17 protein-coding genes are annotated in these 15,370 nt (G+C 74.9%); 10 read left to right on the top strand and 7 right to left on the bottom strand.

Annotated elements, in window-relative coordinates; genetic code table 11:
• Nucleotides 1–240: 240 nt before the first annotated feature.
• Both AB0M79_RS32665 and AB0M79_RS32660 read right to left on the bottom strand, forming a co-directional pair.
• Nucleotides 241–414, bottom strand: a complete 174-nt coding sequence (locus AB0M79_RS32665; RefSeq protein WP_364221419.1) for a helix-turn-helix domain-containing protein — start codon at nt 412–414, stop codon at nt 241–243.
• A gap of 22 nt (nt 415–436) precedes the next feature.
• Entirely contained in the window at nt 437–1,420 is a 984-nt protein-coding gene (locus AB0M79_RS32660) for an asparaginase (RefSeq protein WP_364221416.1), read from the bottom strand.
• Nucleotides 1,421–1,569: 149 nt separating this feature from the next.
• Between AB0M79_RS32660 and AB0M79_RS32655 the strand changes: the two genes are divergently transcribed.
• The 6 genes from AB0M79_RS32655 to AB0M79_RS32630 all read left to right on the top strand — a co-directional run bounded on the left by AB0M79_RS32655 (nt 1,570) and on the right by AB0M79_RS32630 (nt 7,138).
• Nucleotides 1,570–2,058 carry a YbaK/EbsC family protein gene (locus AB0M79_RS32655; RefSeq protein WP_364221413.1) on the top strand — a complete coding sequence of 163 codons (489 nt, stop codon included), beginning with the start codon at nt 1,570–1,572 and terminating at the stop codon, nt 2,056–2,058.
• Nucleotides 2,055–2,846, top strand: a complete 792-nt coding sequence (locus AB0M79_RS32650) for a monooxygenase (RefSeq protein ID WP_364221410.1) — start codon at nt 2,055–2,057, stop codon at nt 2,844–2,846. Before AB0M79_RS32655 ends, AB0M79_RS32650 begins: the two co-directional genes overlap by 4 nt.
• A gap of 9 nt (nt 2,847–2,855) precedes the next feature.
• Nucleotides 2,856–3,410 carry a GNAT family N-acetyltransferase gene (locus AB0M79_RS32645; RefSeq protein WP_364221407.1) on the top strand — a complete coding sequence of 185 codons (555 nt, stop codon included), beginning with the start codon at nt 2,856–2,858 and terminating at the stop codon, nt 3,408–3,410.
• Nucleotides 3,407–4,201 (top strand): carotenoid biosynthesis protein, encoded by a 795-nt coding sequence (locus AB0M79_RS32640; protein ID WP_364221404.1) that lies wholly within the window; start codon nt 3,407–3,409, stop codon nt 4,199–4,201. The genes AB0M79_RS32645 and AB0M79_RS32640 overlap by 4 nt, the downstream gene beginning before the upstream one ends.
• Nucleotides 4,198–5,328, top strand: a complete 1,131-nt coding sequence (locus AB0M79_RS32635) for a glycosyltransferase family 2 protein (RefSeq protein ID WP_364221401.1) — start codon at nt 4,198–4,200, stop codon at nt 5,326–5,328. The genes AB0M79_RS32640 and AB0M79_RS32635 overlap by 4 nt, the downstream gene beginning before the upstream one ends.
• A gap of 253 nt (nt 5,329–5,581) precedes the next feature.
• Nucleotides 5,582–7,138, top strand: a complete 1,557-nt coding sequence (locus tag AB0M79_RS32630) for an FAD-dependent oxidoreductase (RefSeq protein WP_364221398.1) — start codon at nt 5,582–5,584, stop codon at nt 7,136–7,138.
• Nucleotides 7,139–7,294: 156 nt separating this feature from the next.
• Here the strand turns inward: AB0M79_RS32630 and AB0M79_RS32625 are convergent, their stop codons facing one another.
• Entirely contained in the window at nt 7,295–7,981 is a 687-nt protein-coding gene (locus tag AB0M79_RS32625; protein ID WP_357537575.1) for a CDP-alcohol phosphatidyltransferase family protein, read from the bottom strand.
• 47 nt (nt 7,982–8,028) lie between these two features.
• The gene (gene metF, locus AB0M79_RS32620; protein ID WP_357537577.1) at nt 8,029–8,946 is read right to left on the bottom strand and encodes a methylenetetrahydrofolate reductase [NAD(P)H]; all 918 of its coding nucleotides are present in this window, start codon (nt 8,944–8,946) and stop codon (nt 8,029–8,031) included.
• A gap of 328 nt (nt 8,947–9,274) precedes the next feature.
• On the opposite strand from metF, the gene AB0M79_RS32615 reads away from it, so the two are divergent.
• Nucleotides 9,275–10,255: a polyprenyl synthetase family protein gene (locus AB0M79_RS32615; RefSeq protein WP_364221538.1), complete on the top strand. Its 981-nt coding sequence runs from the start codon at nt 9,275–9,277 to the stop codon at nt 10,253–10,255.
• Between the two features lie 116 nt (nt 10,256–10,371).
• Here the strand turns inward: AB0M79_RS32615 and AB0M79_RS32610 are convergent, their stop codons facing one another.
• The 3 genes from AB0M79_RS32610 to AB0M79_RS32600 are packed head-to-tail and all read right to left on the bottom strand — an operon-like array spanning nt 10,372 to nt 11,437.
• Nucleotides 10,372–10,740, bottom strand: a complete 369-nt coding sequence (locus tag AB0M79_RS32610) for a lycopene cyclase domain-containing protein (protein WP_364221393.1) — start codon at nt 10,738–10,740, stop codon at nt 10,372–10,374.
• Nucleotides 10,737–11,066 (bottom strand): lycopene cyclase domain-containing protein, encoded by a 330-nt coding sequence (locus AB0M79_RS32605; RefSeq protein WP_364221390.1) that lies wholly within the window; start codon nt 11,064–11,066, stop codon nt 10,737–10,739. The genes AB0M79_RS32610 and AB0M79_RS32605 overlap by 4 nt, the downstream gene beginning before the upstream one ends.
• 8 nt (nt 11,067–11,074) lie before the next feature.
• Nucleotides 11,075–11,437 (bottom strand): Rv2175c family DNA-binding protein, encoded by a 363-nt coding sequence (locus AB0M79_RS32600; protein ID WP_212821040.1) that lies wholly within the window; start codon nt 11,435–11,437, stop codon nt 11,075–11,077.
• A 167-nt stretch (nt 11,438–11,604) separates the two neighbouring features.
• On the opposite strand from AB0M79_RS32600, the gene AB0M79_RS32595 reads away from it, so the two are divergent.
• From AB0M79_RS32595 to AB0M79_RS32585, 3 genes are all read left to right on the top strand, one after another.
• On the top strand, nt 11,605–12,258 hold the full coding sequence (locus tag AB0M79_RS32595; protein WP_364221386.1) for a hypothetical protein: 654 nt from the start codon (nt 11,605–11,607) through the stop codon (nt 12,256–12,258).
• A gap of 115 nt (nt 12,259–12,373) precedes the next feature.
• Nucleotides 12,374–14,365, top strand: coding sequence for a Stk1 family PASTA domain-containing Ser/Thr kinase (gene pknB, locus AB0M79_RS32590; RefSeq protein ID WP_364221383.1), 1,992 nt, complete (start codon nt 12,374–12,376; stop codon nt 14,363–14,365).
• Between the two features lies 1 nt (nt 14,366).
• Nucleotides 14,367–15,215, top strand: a complete 849-nt coding sequence (locus AB0M79_RS32585) for a deoxyribonuclease IV (protein ID WP_364221380.1) — start codon at nt 14,367–14,369, stop codon at nt 15,213–15,215.
• Nucleotides 15,216–15,370: the final 155 nt, after the last annotated feature.

Raw genomic sequence — 15,370 nt, 5'->3', positions numbered from 1 at the left:
GGAGGCTCGGCCGGGTCGACCCAATCAAGAGAGTCGAATCGAACACGCGTTCTAACTACTGAAGACTGTACACCTCCCCTGCGACAAAAACGCAAGGCCAACCGCGACAACCTCCCCGGTCCGGGGAAACGGCGGGGTCGCCCGGAGGCGGCCGGAGCCGTAGCCGGGCGGGCCGCGGCAAGACGGCCGGACGGGACGGGGCGGCCTGGGCGGGACGGGGCGGAGCGGGCACCGGCCCCGCTACGTGACGCGCGGGAACCGCTGACGGTAGGCACGCGGGGACGTACCGACCACGCGTTTGAAGGCCACGCTGAAGGCGCTCTCCGAGCCGTACCCGACGTCGCGGGCGGTGGCCGCCGACCGCCTCTGGGCGTACCGGCCCGGAGTGTCGCGACGGCGCGCTGAAGCCGACACACCGCCGGCCGGCGTCCGCGGGCTACGGTTCGAGGCGGGCGAACCAGTCGCGGGCGGCCCGCACCCCGCCGGTCGGGGCGAGGGCGACCATCAGGGCGCTTCGCGCCTTGCCGGAGGCCAGCCCACGCGCGCCGATCGCGCCCACCCGGCCGGCGAGCTGCGCGCCGAGGGACAGCTCGTCGAGGTCGACGCCCCGGGTACGGCACCGGGATGCGACGACCACCGGGATGTCCCACTCGACCAGGTCGGCGACGGTGCCGAGCAGGCCGGCCGGGATGTTGGACAGGCCGGTGCCCTCCAGTACGACGCCGCGGGCGCCGGCGTCCACCACCGCGGTGAGCAGCACCGGGTCCATGCCGGGATACGTCTTGATCAGGGCGACGTCGGACTCCGGCTCGCCGGCGGGCGCGGGTGGCCGCGGCGGTCGGGCGGCCAGCATCTCGACCCGGCCGTCGACGACCCGGCCCAGGGTCGGGAACGGCGCGGAACTGAACGCCGCCACGCCGGTGGCGTCCACCTTGGTGACCCAGCGGGCGGCGTGCAGTTCGTCGTCGAGGCAGGCCACCACGCCGACGCCGGGCAGGGCCGGGTCGGCGGCGGCGGTGATCGCCGAGGCCAGGTTGCGCGGGCCGTCGGCGGACAGGTCGTCGAAGTGCCGCATCGCGCCGGTCAGGACGATCCCGCCGCGCAGGGCCGCCTCCCCGGCGAGCAGGTCGGTGAGGAAGGCGGTGTCCTCCAGGGTGTCGGTGCCGTGGGTGATCACGACGCCGGCGTACCCGTCGTCGAGGATGGCGGCGCGGGCCCGGCGGGCCAGCGCCAGCATCGTCGCCGGGGTCATGTCCCAGCTCGGCTCGGACAGCACGTCCTCGACGGTCACCTCGGCGGTGAGCAGTCGGTCGGGAACGGTCCGGAGCAGGCCGGCTCCGTCGGCGACGGCCTCGTGGCCCGGCCGGCGCGAGTAGGCCATGGTGTCCTTCGTGGCCAGCAGCAGCACCCGTCCACCCACGTACGCCCCCTCGCCCGATCCGACGCCGGAATCATAACCCGCATATACCCCTACTGGGGTTATAGGTTGATCCACTCTTCCGCCCGGGCTCGGCGGTTCGACGCCCGCCCCGCCCCCGGCGCCGGCGGGCGACCGAGCAAGATGGGGACATGCAGGCACACCCGAACGTCCAGGCCGTACAGGACGCGCTGGACAACGCCGACGCCCGGGACGGCTCCGGCAACCGATGCCAGGTCCGGATGCTGCCCGACGCGGTCCACACCGCGGCCGCGGCGGCCGACGCGCTCGGCGTCGAGATCGGCCAGATCGCCAACTCGCTGATCTTCGACGCCGACGGCGAACCGCTGCTGGTGCTGACCTCCGGCGCGCACCGGGTCGACACCGCCCAGGTCGCCGCCGACCTCGGGGTGACCGCGCTGCGCCGGGCCACCCCGGAGTTCGTACGCGCCCACACCGGCCAGCCGATCGGCGGCGTCGCCCCGCTCGGCCACCCCGGGCCGGTACGCACCCTCGTCGACAAGGCGTTGGCCGGGTACGGCGAGGTGTGGGCGGCCGGCGGCGTACCCCGGGCGGTCTTCCCGACGACGTACGAGGAACTGGTCCGGATCACCACCGGCACGCCCGCCGAGGTGGCGTGACCGGGCACGGACCCGACACCCGTCCCGCGGGCGCCGAGCGCAGCGACGTACCGGAGCTGGTCACGCTGCACGTGTGGCGGATTCCCCGGCGGGCGGTGCCGCGCGCGCTGGTCCGGATGGCGGTCGATCCGCGCCGGCTGCGGGCGCTGCCCGGAGTACGGTTCGGCAAGCTGCTCGGCACGGGCACCGGAACCGGGTTCGGGCCGACCGACGCCGACCCGACCCGCTGGGCCGCCGTCACCGTGTGGGACGACCCGGCGGCGGCGGACGGCTTCGACGAGAGTCCGGTCGCCCGGTCCTGGCGGCGGATCGCCGCCGCCGGCGTACGCGTCGACCTGCGGCCGGTCACCAGCCGGGGCGAGTGGTCCGGCGTACGGCCGTTCGGCGCCCCGCCCGGCGGGGCGACCAGCGGGCCGGTGCTCGCCCTGACCCGGGCCCGGCTGCGGCCGTCCCGGGCACTGACGTTCTGGCGGGCGGTGCCGCCGGTGGCGCGGGCGCTGCACGCGGCGCCGGGGCTGGTCGCCCGCTTCGGCATCGGCGAGGCGCCGGTCGGCTGGCAGGGCACGGTCAGCGTGTGGCGCAGCGCAACGGATCTCGTCGAGTTCGCGTACCGTCACCCGGAGCACCGGGCGGCGATCACCCGCACCCCGGTCGAGCGGTGGTACGCCGAGGAACTGTTCGCCCGCTTCGAGGTGCGCGACGTCGTCGGCGACCGGTCGGTGCTCGGCTGGACCGGGCCGGATGCGGGCGGGGCGGGACCGGCGGAGGATGACCGTGGACGGCAGTGAGGAGCGGGCGTGAGGTTGGTGTCGTGGCAGCCGGACGATCTCGTACGGCGGCTGGACGATGTCGTGGCCGTCTACGGCGAGGCGATGGGCTACCGGGCCGAACTGCTGGAGGCCCGGCGCGGCTACATCGCCACCCACGTACGCCGGCCCGGGTTCCGGGCGGTCGCCACCCTGACCACCGACGGGCAGCTGGCCGGCTTCGGCTACGGCTACACGTCCGGCAGCGGCCAGTGGTGGCACGACCAGGTGCGCCGGGCACTGGCCGAACCCGAGCGGCGCCGGTGGCTGGTCGACTGCTTCGAGGTCGTCGAACTGCACGTACGGCCGGAGGCGCAGGGCCACGGCCTGGGTGCCCGGCAACTGCGGGCGCTGCTGACGATGGCGGCCGGGGCGACCACCCTGCTGTCCACACCGGAGGCCGACGAGCAGCGGTCCCGGGCATGGCGGCTCTACCGGCGGTTCGGGTTCGTCGACATCCTGCGAGACTTCCGCTTCCCCGGTGACGAGCGGGCGTTCGCCGTACTCGGTCGGGATCTGCCGCTGCCGTCGCCGCCACCCCGGTGACCAGGGTCCGGGCCGGGCTGCCCTGGCTGCTGCTCGGTGTGCTGGTGCTGGCGCAGATCGGCTACCCGCTGACCGACGGCACCGCCCGGGCCCGGCTGACGGTGGCCACCGTCGTGCTCGGCTACCTGCTGTCGGTCGGGCACGCGCTGCTGACCCGGGGGCCGCGTACGGCGGCGGCGCTGGTGCTGGTGGCGACCGGTGGCGGGCTGGCGGTCGAGGCGGTCGGGGTCGCCACCGGGGTGCCGTTCGGCTTCTACGACTACTCCGGCGAACTGGGGCCGAAGCTGCTCGGCGTACCGGTGATCATCCCGCTGGCCTGGACCTGGATGGCGTGGCCGGCGTGGCTGGCGGCGGTCCGGCTGGTCGGGCCCGGCCCCGGCCGGGTGGTGCTGGCCGCGCTCGGCCTGGCCACCTGGGACCTGTTCCTCGACCCGCAGATGGTCGCCGAGGGCTACTGGACGTGGCAGGACCCGACACCGGCGCTGCCGGGGCTGCCCGGCATCCCGGTCGGCAACTACGTCGGCTGGCTGCTCGTCGGGCTGGCGATGATGACGGCGCTGGCGACGGTCACCGTGCCGGGCGCCCGCGAGACACAGCCCGGCGACGGGCCGATGTACGCGCTCTACCTGTGGACGTACGGCTCCAGCGTGCTCGCCCACGCGGTCTTCCTCGACCTGCCCGCCTCGGCGGTGTGGGGGGCGGCGACGATGGCGGTGGTGGCCGTACCGCTGGCGGTGGTCCTGGCCCGCAGGGCCGCCCGTGACCGGCGCACCGGCCGGGTCGGCGCGTGACGGCACTGGCGGTCGTGCTGGCCGTGGCGGTCACCGGGCTGACCCTGCACACGCTGGTCAACGCCACCCGGTGGCTGCGCCGCCCGCCGGCCGCCCCGGCCCCCGTCGACGAGACGGTGGCCGTGCTGCTGCCGCTGCGTGACGAGGCGGCGCGGCTGGCGCCCTGCCTCACGTCCCTGCTCGCCCAGCGGGGCGTGGCCCGGCTCGAGATCGTCGTCCTCGACGACAACTCCACCGACGGCACCGCCGACGCGGTACGCGCCGTCGCCGGCACCGACCCCCGGGTCCGGCTGCTGACCGGGGCACCGCTGCCGGACGGCTGGCTCGGCAAGCCGTACGCCTGCCACCAGCTCGCCGGGCACGTCTCGCCCGAGGCAAACGTGCTGGTCTTCGTCGACGCCGACGTGGTGCTCGCCCCGCACGCCGTCGCCGCGTCCGTCGCCGCACTGCGGGACGCGTCGGCGGACCTGCTGACGCCGTACCCGAGGATCCTGGCCGGCTCGGCCGGCGAGCGGCTCGTGCAGCCGCTGCTGCAGTGGTCGTGGCTGACGTTCCTGCCGCTGCGGGCGATGGAACGCTCGCCGCGCCCGTCGCTGGCCGCCGCCGGCGGGCAGCTGCTGGTCGTCGACCGGGCCGGCTACGACCGGGCCGGCGGCCACGCGGCGGTCCGCGACCGGGTGCTGGAGGACATCGAACTGGGCCGGGCGGTGAAACGCTCGGGCGGTCGGATCGCGCTCGCCGACGGGTCGGCGCTGGCCACCTGCCGGATGTACACCTCGTGGCGCGAACTGGCCGCCGGCTACACCAAGAGCATGTGGGCGTCGTTCGGTTCGCCGGCCGGCGCCGCCGCCGTCGTGGTCACGCTCCTCGCCCTGTACGCCGTACCGCCGGTCCTCGGCCTGGCGGCCGCTGCCAGCGGCCGGTACGGCGTGGCCCTGGCCTGCGCGGCGGCCTGGCTGGCCGGGGTCGCCGGCCGGGTGGTGACGGCCCGGGCGACGGGCGGGCGGGCGTTCCCGGACGCGTTGGCGCACCCGGTGTCGGTCGTGCTGTTCGGGTGGCTGATCCTGCGGTCGTACGATCTGCGCAGGCGGCGGCAGCTGTCGTGGCGCGGCCGGCCGGTGAGCTGAGGCCGGTCCGGCCGCCGTCCCCTCTCCCGCGCGGGCGGCCGGCGATCTAGAACATTTATCGCGGTCGGGGCGACGACAAACGTTCCAGATCGCGAAGGTGGCAGCGGCACGGTGGTGCTGCCGGTCGTCCGGTGCCCGGGGTGGCCGACCGCCCGGTCGTACGATGCGCAGGGGTGACGCGGCCGGCCCGGCTCCCGTACCGGCGGCCCGAACCGGGTCGGGGCCAGCCTCGGCGGATGGGAGGACGGACGGCGTGGCACGGGTCGTGGTGGTGGGTGCCGGGGTCGGTGGGCTGGCGGCGGCGGCCCGGCTGGCGGCTACCGGGCACCGGGTGACCGTCGTCGAGCGGTCCGGGGCGGTCGGCGGCAAGCTCGGCCGCTACACCCGGACGACGCCGGAAGGCACGTTCCACTTCGATACCGGCCCGAGCCTGCTGACGCTGCCGCAGGTCTTCGCCGACCTGTCCGCCGCCACGGGCGGTCCGGCCGCCGCGACGACCGCCGGCACCACCCGGACGGCCGACGCCACCGGCGGGGCGGCGTCGGCCGGGGCCGGGCTCGACTTCGGCGGGCTGCTCGATCCGGTGCCGCTGGACCCGATCGTCCGGCACCGGTTCGCCGACGGCACCGTACTCGACTCGTGCGCCGACCCGGACGCCTTCGCCGGCCGGATCGGGGCGGCCCTCGGCCCGGCCGCCGCCGACGACTGGCGGCGGTTGTGGCGGCGCGCCGGCCGGGTCTGGGACGCGTCGTGGCGGGACATCCTGCGCCGCCGCGTCGACTCGCCGCTCGCCCTGGCACCGCTGGCCTGGCGGCTGCGCGACCTCGCCGCCATCGCCCCCGGCACCACGCTGCGCGGGCTCGGCCGCCGGCACCTGCGCGACCCCCGGCTGCGGATGCTGCTCGACCGCTACGCCACCTACACCGGCGCCGACCCGCGCCGGGCGCCGGCGGCGCTGGTCGCGGTGCCGTACGCCGAACTCGCCTTCGGCGGCTGGTACCTGCGCGGCGGCCTCGGCACGCTCGCCGACGCGCTGCTGTCCCGCTGCCTCGACCTCGGTGTGGAAATCCACACCGGACAGACCGTGACCGGGATCGACGCCGCCGGCGGCCGGGTGCACCGGGTACGGCTGGCCGGCGCCGCCCCGCTGCCGGCCGACGTGGTGGTCGCCAACGTCGACGCGCAGACCGTCTACCGCGACCTGCTGCCGAACCCGCGCCGGCTGGCCGGGCTCGCCGACCGCAGCCTGGCCGGCTTCGTGCTGCTGCTCGGCGTACGCGGCGACTCCGGGCTGGCCCACCACAACGTGTTCTTCCCCGCCGACTACGACGCCGAGTTCGACGCGGTCTTCGGCGATCCGGGGCGGGGTGTGCCGGCCCGGCCGGCCGCCGACCCGACCGTCTTCGTCACCGTCGCCGCCGACCCGGCGGTCCGTCCGGACGGCCACGAGGCGTGGTTCGTGCTGGTCAACGCGCCCCGACAGGCCCGCACACTGTCCGGAGTGGACTGGCGCCGGCCGGGGCTGGCGGAGGCGTACGCCGACCGGGTCCTCGACGTCCTGGCCGCGCGCGGCGTCGACGTCCGCGACCGGTTGCTGTTCCGGGAGGTACGCACCCCGGCCGACCTGGCCGGCGCCACCGCCGCCCCGGGCGGGGCGATCTACGGTACGGCCGGCGGCCTGCTCCGGCCGGCGAACCGTGGCCCGGTGGACGGCCTGTTCCTGGTCGGCGGGTCGGCGCATCCGGGCGGCGGCCTGCCGATGGTCACGCTGTCGGCCCAGATCGTCGCCGGAGAAATCGGCCCCGCGTGAGGAACTCGCCGGCCCGGTCCGTGTCCCGTCCGTGCCCGGTCCCGCCTCGTTGATCAAGGACAAGTCGTGGGGTGTGTCGCGGCGTGTCGCCCACGACAACTCCTTGATCAACGAACGCAGCGGGGCGGCGGGCGCGGACGCGGGGCGGGACGGGGGCTACGCGTTGCCCAGGGCGCGGCGGACGGCGCCCAGCAGCTGGAGCAGGCCGCCGAGGGCGATCACGCCCCACACGACCGTGGCCAGGGTCATCGTGCCGGCGGCGAGGTCCGGGTCGACGTACCCGATGCCACCGGCCACCAGCAGGCCGACGATCGCGACCGAGACCCGGCTCGGCCGCTCGCCGATGGTCACCACGCCGATCTCCTTCATGCCGACGCCGACCGCCCGCGCCCGGACGTACTCGTGCAGCCAGGACAGCCCGCCGGCGGCGGCGACCACCGGCCCGGGCGCGCCGACCAGCCAGAACGCGACCAGCCAGGCGGCTTCGCCGAGCCGGTCGGCGAACGAGTCGTAGACGTATCCCATCCGGGTGACCCGGCCGGTGACGACCGCGACGGCGCCGTCGGCGCTGTCGGCGATGGCGCCGAGCAGCACGAAGCCGGCGGCGATCAGTGGCCCTTCGACGCCGCGTGGGGCGAAGACGGGTACGCCGACGGACAGCAGCACACCGACGAAGGTGACGGCGGTGGGCCGGATCCGGATCCGGCCCAAGATCCGGCCCAGCCGGTAGGCGAGGCGCAGCCAGCCGCGCACCACGGTGGAGGCGTCACGGGGATCGAACCCGCCGTGCAGCCTGGCCCAGGTGCGGGCGTAGTCGTCCCAGTTCAGCAGCGCGATGCCCACCTCAACTCAACCGTCGTACGGCGGGTCAGGTGGCGCTGCCGGGCGTGTCACACCCGTACGCCGGCCCGCAGGTGCTGCCACAGGTCGCGGGTGGCGGTCGAGCGGTTGAGGGTGATGAAGTGGATGCCGGGCACGCCCTCGTCGACGAGTCGCTGGCACATCTCGCCGGCGAGTTCGATGCCGAGTTTGCGGACGGCGACCGGGTCGTCGGCGATGCGTTCGAAGCGGGCCGCGAGCGCCTTGGGGAACGGGGCGCCGGAGAGTTTCTCGGAGCGTTCGATGGTGCCCATCCGGGTGACCGGCATCACCCCGGCGACGATCGGGGTGTCGCAGCCGGTGGCGGCGACCCGGTCGCGCAGCCGCAGGTAGTCGTCGGCGTCGAAGAACATCTGGGTGATGGCGAAGTCGGCGCCGGCCCGGCATTTGCGCACGAACTGCGCGGTGTCGCTCTCGATGTCCGGCGACCGGGGGTGCTTGTACGGGAAGGCTGCGACGCCGACGCTGAAGTCGCCGGATTCGCGGACCAGCCGGACCAGCTCCTCGGCGTAGAGGACCCCCTCCGGATGCTGGACCCACTCGCCGGTCGGGTCGCCGGGCGGGTCGCCGCGCACGAGCAGCATGTTGCGGATGCCGGCGGCGGCGAGCCGGCCGACGATGTTGCGCAACTCGGCGACCGAGTGGTTGACCGCGGTCAGGTGGGCCATCGGCAGCAGGGTGGTGTCGGTGGCGATCCGCTCGGTCACCGCGATGGTGGTGTCGCGGGTCGAGCCGCCGGCCCCGTAGGTGATCGAGACGAACGACGGCAGCAGCGGCTCCAGCTCGCGGATCGACCGCCACAGCAACTGCTCGCCCTCGGCGTCCTTCGGCGGGAAGAACTCGAACGAGTAGGTCGGCCCGGGCGCGCGGATCAGGTCCCCGATCGACGGCTGCGAGGCGGGAAGCACAGAGGGAAGGCCGAGCGACACTCCGCGATCGTACCGGCTCCCCCTCGCCCCTCCCGCCCCGTTTCCGCGATCTTGCAATTATCACCCGACAAAGCCGACAAAGAGGGGGAGACAAGCGCAAGATCGCGGAGAGGGTGTGGGTGGCGGCAGCGCGACCGACGGCGGCGGCTAGCGTCATGGCGTGACCGACGTCGACTCCGTATCCCCGGCCGACCGCACCGGCCCACCGCCGGTCGAGGCCGTCCCGCCCGCGGTCGGGGCCGCCGGCGCGCCGCCGGTCGACCGGGCCGACCTGCGCCGCCGGATCGACCGGGCGCTCGCCGGCTTCCTGGCCGCCCGGCGGGCCTGGATGAACGACGTCGACCCGGCGCTGCACCCGGTCGCCGACGCGCTCGACGCCTTCCTGCTCCGGGGCAAGCGGCTGCGGCCCGCGTTCGGCTACTGGGGCTACCGTGGCGCCGGTGCCCCGGACTCCGACGAGATCGTCGCCGCGCTCGCGGCGCTCGAGCTGGTGCAGGCCAGCGCGCTGATCCACGACGACCTGATGGACCGCTCCGACACCCGGCGCGGCGAGCCGGCCGTGCACCGCCGGTTCGCCGGCCTGCACCGGGCCGCCGGCTGGCAGGGCAACCCCGACGGGTACGGCGACTCCGCCGCCATCCTGCTCGGCGACCTGTGCCTGGTCTGGTCCGACGAGCTGATGCACCGCAGCGGGCTGGCCCCCGAGGTGGTGGCGCGGGCCCGGCCGGACTTCGACGAGATGCGCACCGAGGTCACCGTCGGGCAGTACCTCGACGTACTCACCCAGGTCACCGGGGACACGTCGGTCGAGCGGGCCGGCAAGGTCGCCCGCTACAAGTCGGCGAAGTACACCGTCGAGCGGCCGCTGCTGATCGGGGCGGCGCTGGCCGGGGCACCGGCGGCGCTACGGGCGACGTACTCGGCGTACGGGCTGCCGCTGGGCGAGGCGTTCCAGCTGCGTGACGACGTACTCGGGGTCTTCGGCGACCCGTCGGTGACCGGCAAGCCGGCCGGTGACGACCTGCGTGAGGGCAAGCGCACCTACCTGGTGGCGGCCGCCTACGAGGCGACCGGCGACGCCGGGCGGGCCGAGCTGGCCGGGCGGCTCGGCGACCCGGACCTCGACGCCGACGGGATCGAACGGCTGCGCGCGGTCATCGTCGACAGCGGCGCGCTGGACCGCACCGAGCGGCGGATCGCCGAACTGACCGACACCGCGCTCGCCGCCCTGGCCGGCGGCGACATCGAGCCGACGGCCGCCCGGGCCCTGATCGACCTGGCGGTCGCCGCCACCCGCCGCACCGGCTGACACCCGGCCCCCTCCCCCGCGATCTTGCACTTGTCGCCCGGCAAATCCGGCAAACGGAGGAGACAACCGCAAGATCGCGGGAACGGGGGTGGCGGGGGGCGGGCGGGTGGAGCGGGTCAGCTGTCGCGGCGGGGGCGGGCGCGGAGCCTGGTCAGGACGCGGCTGCCCTCGCCGGCCGCCGGGGTGCGCTGCACCCCACGCCGGCCGAGCCACACCCAGGTCGACAGGGTCAGCAGGATCAGCGCGAATCCGAAGAGGAGATCCTCCGCCGGGGCGTACACGATCCGCAGCCCGACGATCGCGTCCGGGTCGTACCGGACGATGTTCCGCCCGGTGAGCACGCCGTTGGACAGCAACTGGAAGAACACGATGATCGGGTACGTCGCCCAGAAGACGCCGCGCAGCACCAGCCGGGTACGCAGCACGAACAGGTCCACGGCCAGCGCGCCGACCACGCCGAGCAGCGCCGCGGCGGTGTAGGTCACGTCTCGTCCCCCGCCCGCCACCGCAGCACCGCCCGGACCGCCTCGAAACCGAGCACCGCGCAGACCGGTACGACGACGAAGAACAGCAGCTCGTCGACGGGCAGCCGGCCGGGCAGCATGATCCCGGTGATCTGGTCGGGGTCGAAGCTCCAGTGACCGGCGGCGATGGCCGCGAGGTCCCAGGCGACGAAGACGACCACGACCGGCAGCAGGGTGAGCAGCAGCCGGCGCCACCGGCGCAGCACGTTGACCCGGAACACCGGCTCGAGCCAGATGGCGGCGAGCAGGCACCCCGCGAGTACCGCCAGATAGGCGAGACGTCCCATCCGCCGGCTCAGAACCCGAGTGCCTGCGCGCGCCGCTTGACCTCGGTCGCCAGGTCACCGCCGAGCGCGACCGCCGGAGTACCCGGAAGGGTGTCGTCCGGCGTGAACAGCCACCGCAGGGCCTCTTCGTCGTTGTACCCGGAGTCACGGAGCACGGTCACGATGCCGGGGAGGTGCTTGAGCACGGTGCGGTTCGCCACCAGCTCCGCCGGCACCATCCGGATGCCGTCGCGCCGCACCGCGATCAGCGCGCCTTCGCGGATCATCTGGTGCACCTTGCTGATCGTGATGTCCAGCAGTTCGGCGACGGCGGGCAGCGTCAGCCACTCCCGCGCCGGGACGTCGGAGGCGGTGGGTACGGAATCGGTCACCCGGTCACCCTGTCACGCCGTCGCCGGCCCCCACCACCGGCCCCGTGGCCGGCACCCCTCGCCCTCCCCCATGTCCCGCGCGGCCCGGTGTCCCGTCCGGACCCGGCCGCGCCCGGTCGCGCGGTGGCCCCGTACCCCTCGGGCCGGCCGCCGGAAGGATCCTCGACGTGAGCACCTGGCGGGGCGTACGCCATGAACTTGCCGGCGCGTGGCGATCGCTGCGCTACGACCTGGGCCGGCGCGAGCCCGCGGTGGGCCCGCCAGCCGGGCCGGTCCGGCCGGCGCCCGGTCCGGCGCATCCGGCGGCACCACGCCGGGCGCTGGTCGCCTCGTCGATCGGGGCGCTGGCGGTCGCCGGTACGGCCGGCACGTATCTGATGGTCGGCGGCCTGGACACGGTGCACGACGAGCGGCCGGCCGGGGCGCCCAGCCCGGCGCCGGCGGTGGCGGAACAGGGCGGCCAGGCGTCGCGGGACGACTCCGGGGCGCCCCCGGTCGTGCCGGGCGCCGGACCGACCGGTCCGGCCGGGCCGGATGCCAGCCCGTCCGCCACGCCGGACCCGGCGCAGCCGTCGCCGACGCGGGAGTCGCCGGAGTCCAGCCCGCGCCCGACCCCGAGCTGCGAGTGCCCCGACCCGAGGCCGACGACGTCCAGCCCGCACCCGCCGACCTGGCCGCCGCCGTCGCCGACCGCCTCGCCGACGCCGACCCCCACGCCGTCCACGTCGCCGAGCGCCTCGCCGACGGCGTCGCCGACCGTCCCGCCGACGCCGACGCCGAGCGGCGAGACCAGCCCGCAACCAACGCCCGACCAGGGATGACGGCCGTCACGGCCGGTCGGTCCGCGGTCACGGCGCGGCGCGCCCCATACCGCTTCGGTACCGGCTGTGGCATCCTGTTCTGCCGTCACCCACCCGACACATAGACTGCCTGCCGATGGACATTCAGGTCGCCGACACTCTGCTTGGCTCGTTGATCGACGGGCGCTACCGCATCCGCGGGCGCGTGGCCCGCGGTGGGATGGCGACCGTGTACACCGCGACGGACGAGCGCCTCGAACGCACGGTCGCTCTCAAGATCATTCATCCGACCCAGGCGCCGGACGCCCGGGCCCGGCTCGCCGGATTCGTCGAGCGGTTCACCGACGAGGCCAAGACCATCGCCCGGCTCACCCACCCCAACGTGGTGGCCGTCTACGACCAGGGCGTGCACAACGGCCTGCCCTACCTGGTGATGGAATACGTGCGCGGCCGCACCCTGCGGGAGATCCTCATCGAGCGCCGCCGGCTCAACCCCGGCGAGGCGCTGGCGATCCTCGACCAGATGCTGGCCGCCATCGCCGCCGCGCACCGCGCCGGCCTGGTGCACCGCGACGTGAAGCCGGAGAACGTGCTGGTCGCCGAGGCGCCCAGCGGCGGCGCCGGCAACCTGATCGACAGCGTCGTCAAGGTCGCCGACTTCGGGCTGGCCCGCGCCGTCGAGGCGAGCGCCGACGAGGAGAACGGTGGCCAGCTGATGGCGACTGTCGCGTACGTGGCGCCCGAACTGGTCACCGAGGGCCGGGCCGACCCGCGCAGCGACGTCTACTCCGCCGGCATCGTGCTCTTCGAGATGCTGACCGGCCGGGTGCCGTACGACGGAGACCGGCCGGTCGACGTCGCCTGGCAGCACGTCGACCGGGACGTACCGCCGCCGTCGAAGTTCGTGCCCGGCCTGCCGTCGGTCCTCGACGACCTGGTCACCCGCTCCACCCGCCGCGACCCCGGCGAACGCCCGACCGACGCCGGCGCGCTGCTGACCGAGGTGCAGGGCGCCCGCGACGACCTCGGCAACGCCAGCGTCAACACCGCCGTACTGCGCCAGGTCGCCCAGCCCACCATGGTCGTGTCGTCGGTCCAGACGACCGACCGGCCGTCGTGGGCCCGGCTCCCCGACCAGAAGGCGGCGGCACCGGCCGCCGCCCCGCAACAGCCGCGCCGCCGGCGGGCCGCCGAGCCCGCCGACACCCCGCCGCTGCCCGAACGCCTGAAGGCGATGTGGCAGGTCGTGATGAGCGACCGCCGGGGCCGCACGGCCGTGGCCGCCGCGATCGTGGTGCTGGGGCTGGTGGCGGCGCTCGGCGGCTGGTGGTTCGGCGTCGGCCGCTACACCGTGGCACCGGAACTGGTCAACATGTCCAAGGCCGCCGCCGAGGAACAGGCCGCCCGGGGCGGCTTCACCATCACCTGGGGCGATCCGCGACACGACGAGAACATCGAACGCGACGTGGTGCTCAGCCAGGACCCGCCGACGAGCGAACGGATCCTCAAGGGCGGCACCATCACGCTCGTGCTCTCCCTCGGCCCGGAGCGCTACCAGGTGCCCGACGTGGTCGGCAAGACGTTCGACCTGGCCCAACTCGACCTGGAGAACGCCCAGCTGAAGGTGACCAAGGGCGCCGACCGGTACGACAACAACCTGCCGGCGGGCACCGTCATCGCCGTCGACCCGGCGGTCGGCACCGAGGTCAAGCCCGGCGACGAGATCACCGTCTTCGTCAGCAAGGGACGCGCGCCGATCACCGTCCCCAACCTGATCGGCAAGAGCGTCGCCGAGGCCCGCAACATCCTGGCCGGGCTCAACCTGGTCGCCCGCGAGTCGTACGTCGACTCCGACCAGCCGAAGGACCAGGTCCTGCGGCAGGAACCGGCCGACGGGGCCGGCGTGGAACGCGGCGCCGAAGTCAAGATCGACGTCAGCAAGGGGCCACCGGCCGTCATCGTCCAGCGGGTCATCGGCATGCCGTGCCCGCAGGCCAAGGCCGCCCTGGAGGCACAGGGCCTCGCGGTACGCGTCGACTTCAACCCCAACGGCACCGTCGCCTACCAGCAGCCGGGCGAGAACTCCGAGGTACCGCCGGGCACCGAGATCGCCATCGGATGCTTCTGACATGGCGGTGACCAGGCCCGTCGGCTCCCACACGCCCACCGCCGGCGGCCTCGCCAAAGCGGCCCTGCCGTACGTCGACGCCGCCGGCGCCGAAGCCGTACAGGTCTACGTCGGCAACTCGCGCGGCTGGGCGCTGCCGCCCGGCGACCCGGCCCAGGACGAACTGTTCCGGGCCGGGTGCGCCGAACGCGGCATCCCGGCATACATCCACGCCTCGCTGCTGGTCAACATCGGGTCACCGACCCCCGCCACGGTCGAACGATCGGTGGCGACGCTGGCGCACGCGCTCCAGCGGGGCGCCGCGATCGGCGCCACCGGAGTCGTGTTCCACGCCGGCAGCGCCGTCGACGCCACCCACACCGACGCCGCGATGCGCCAGGTACGCGAGGCGCTGCTGCCCCTCCTCGACCGGGCCGCCACGGACGGCGGCCCCAAACTGCTCGTCGAGCCGAGCGCCGGCGGCGGCCGCTCGCTGGCGTCGAAGGTCGAACACCTCGGCCCCTACCTCGACGCCGTCGACCGGCACCCGTGGCTCGGCGTCTGCTTCGACACCTGCCACGCCTGGGCCGCCGGACACGACCTCGCCCGCCCCGGCGGCATGACCGCGACCTTCGACTCGCTGGTGGCGACCGTGGGCGACGACCGGCTGTGGCTCGTACACGCCAACGACTCCCGCGACACCTGCGGGTCCACCCGCGACCGGCACGAGACGATCGGCAAGGGCACGATCGGCGAGCCCGCCTTCGCGGAATTGATGCGCCACCCGGCGACCGCCGGAGTCGCCGTGATCGTCGAGACCCCCAGCGAACATCACGCCACCGACATCGCCACCCTCCAGAAGCTGAGCTAGCCGGCCTCGGCTGTGTTTTCCGGCCTCGGCTGTGTTTTCCGGCCTCGCCTTCGGCTCGGCTGGCTCGCTCCGCTTCGCGCCGCCTGGATGCACCGTCTTCGCCCTGCGGGCCGCGACCGCTTCGCGGCGCGGTCCTCGGGCTCCAGACGGTGCGG

Source organism: Polymorphospora sp. NPDC051019 (genome assembly GCF_040683055.1).
Classification (GTDB): Bacteria; Actinomycetota; Actinomycetes; order Mycobacteriales; family Micromonosporaceae; genus Polymorphospora; species Polymorphospora lycopeni.
This window is presented reverse-complemented; position numbering and strand designations above follow the sequence as displayed.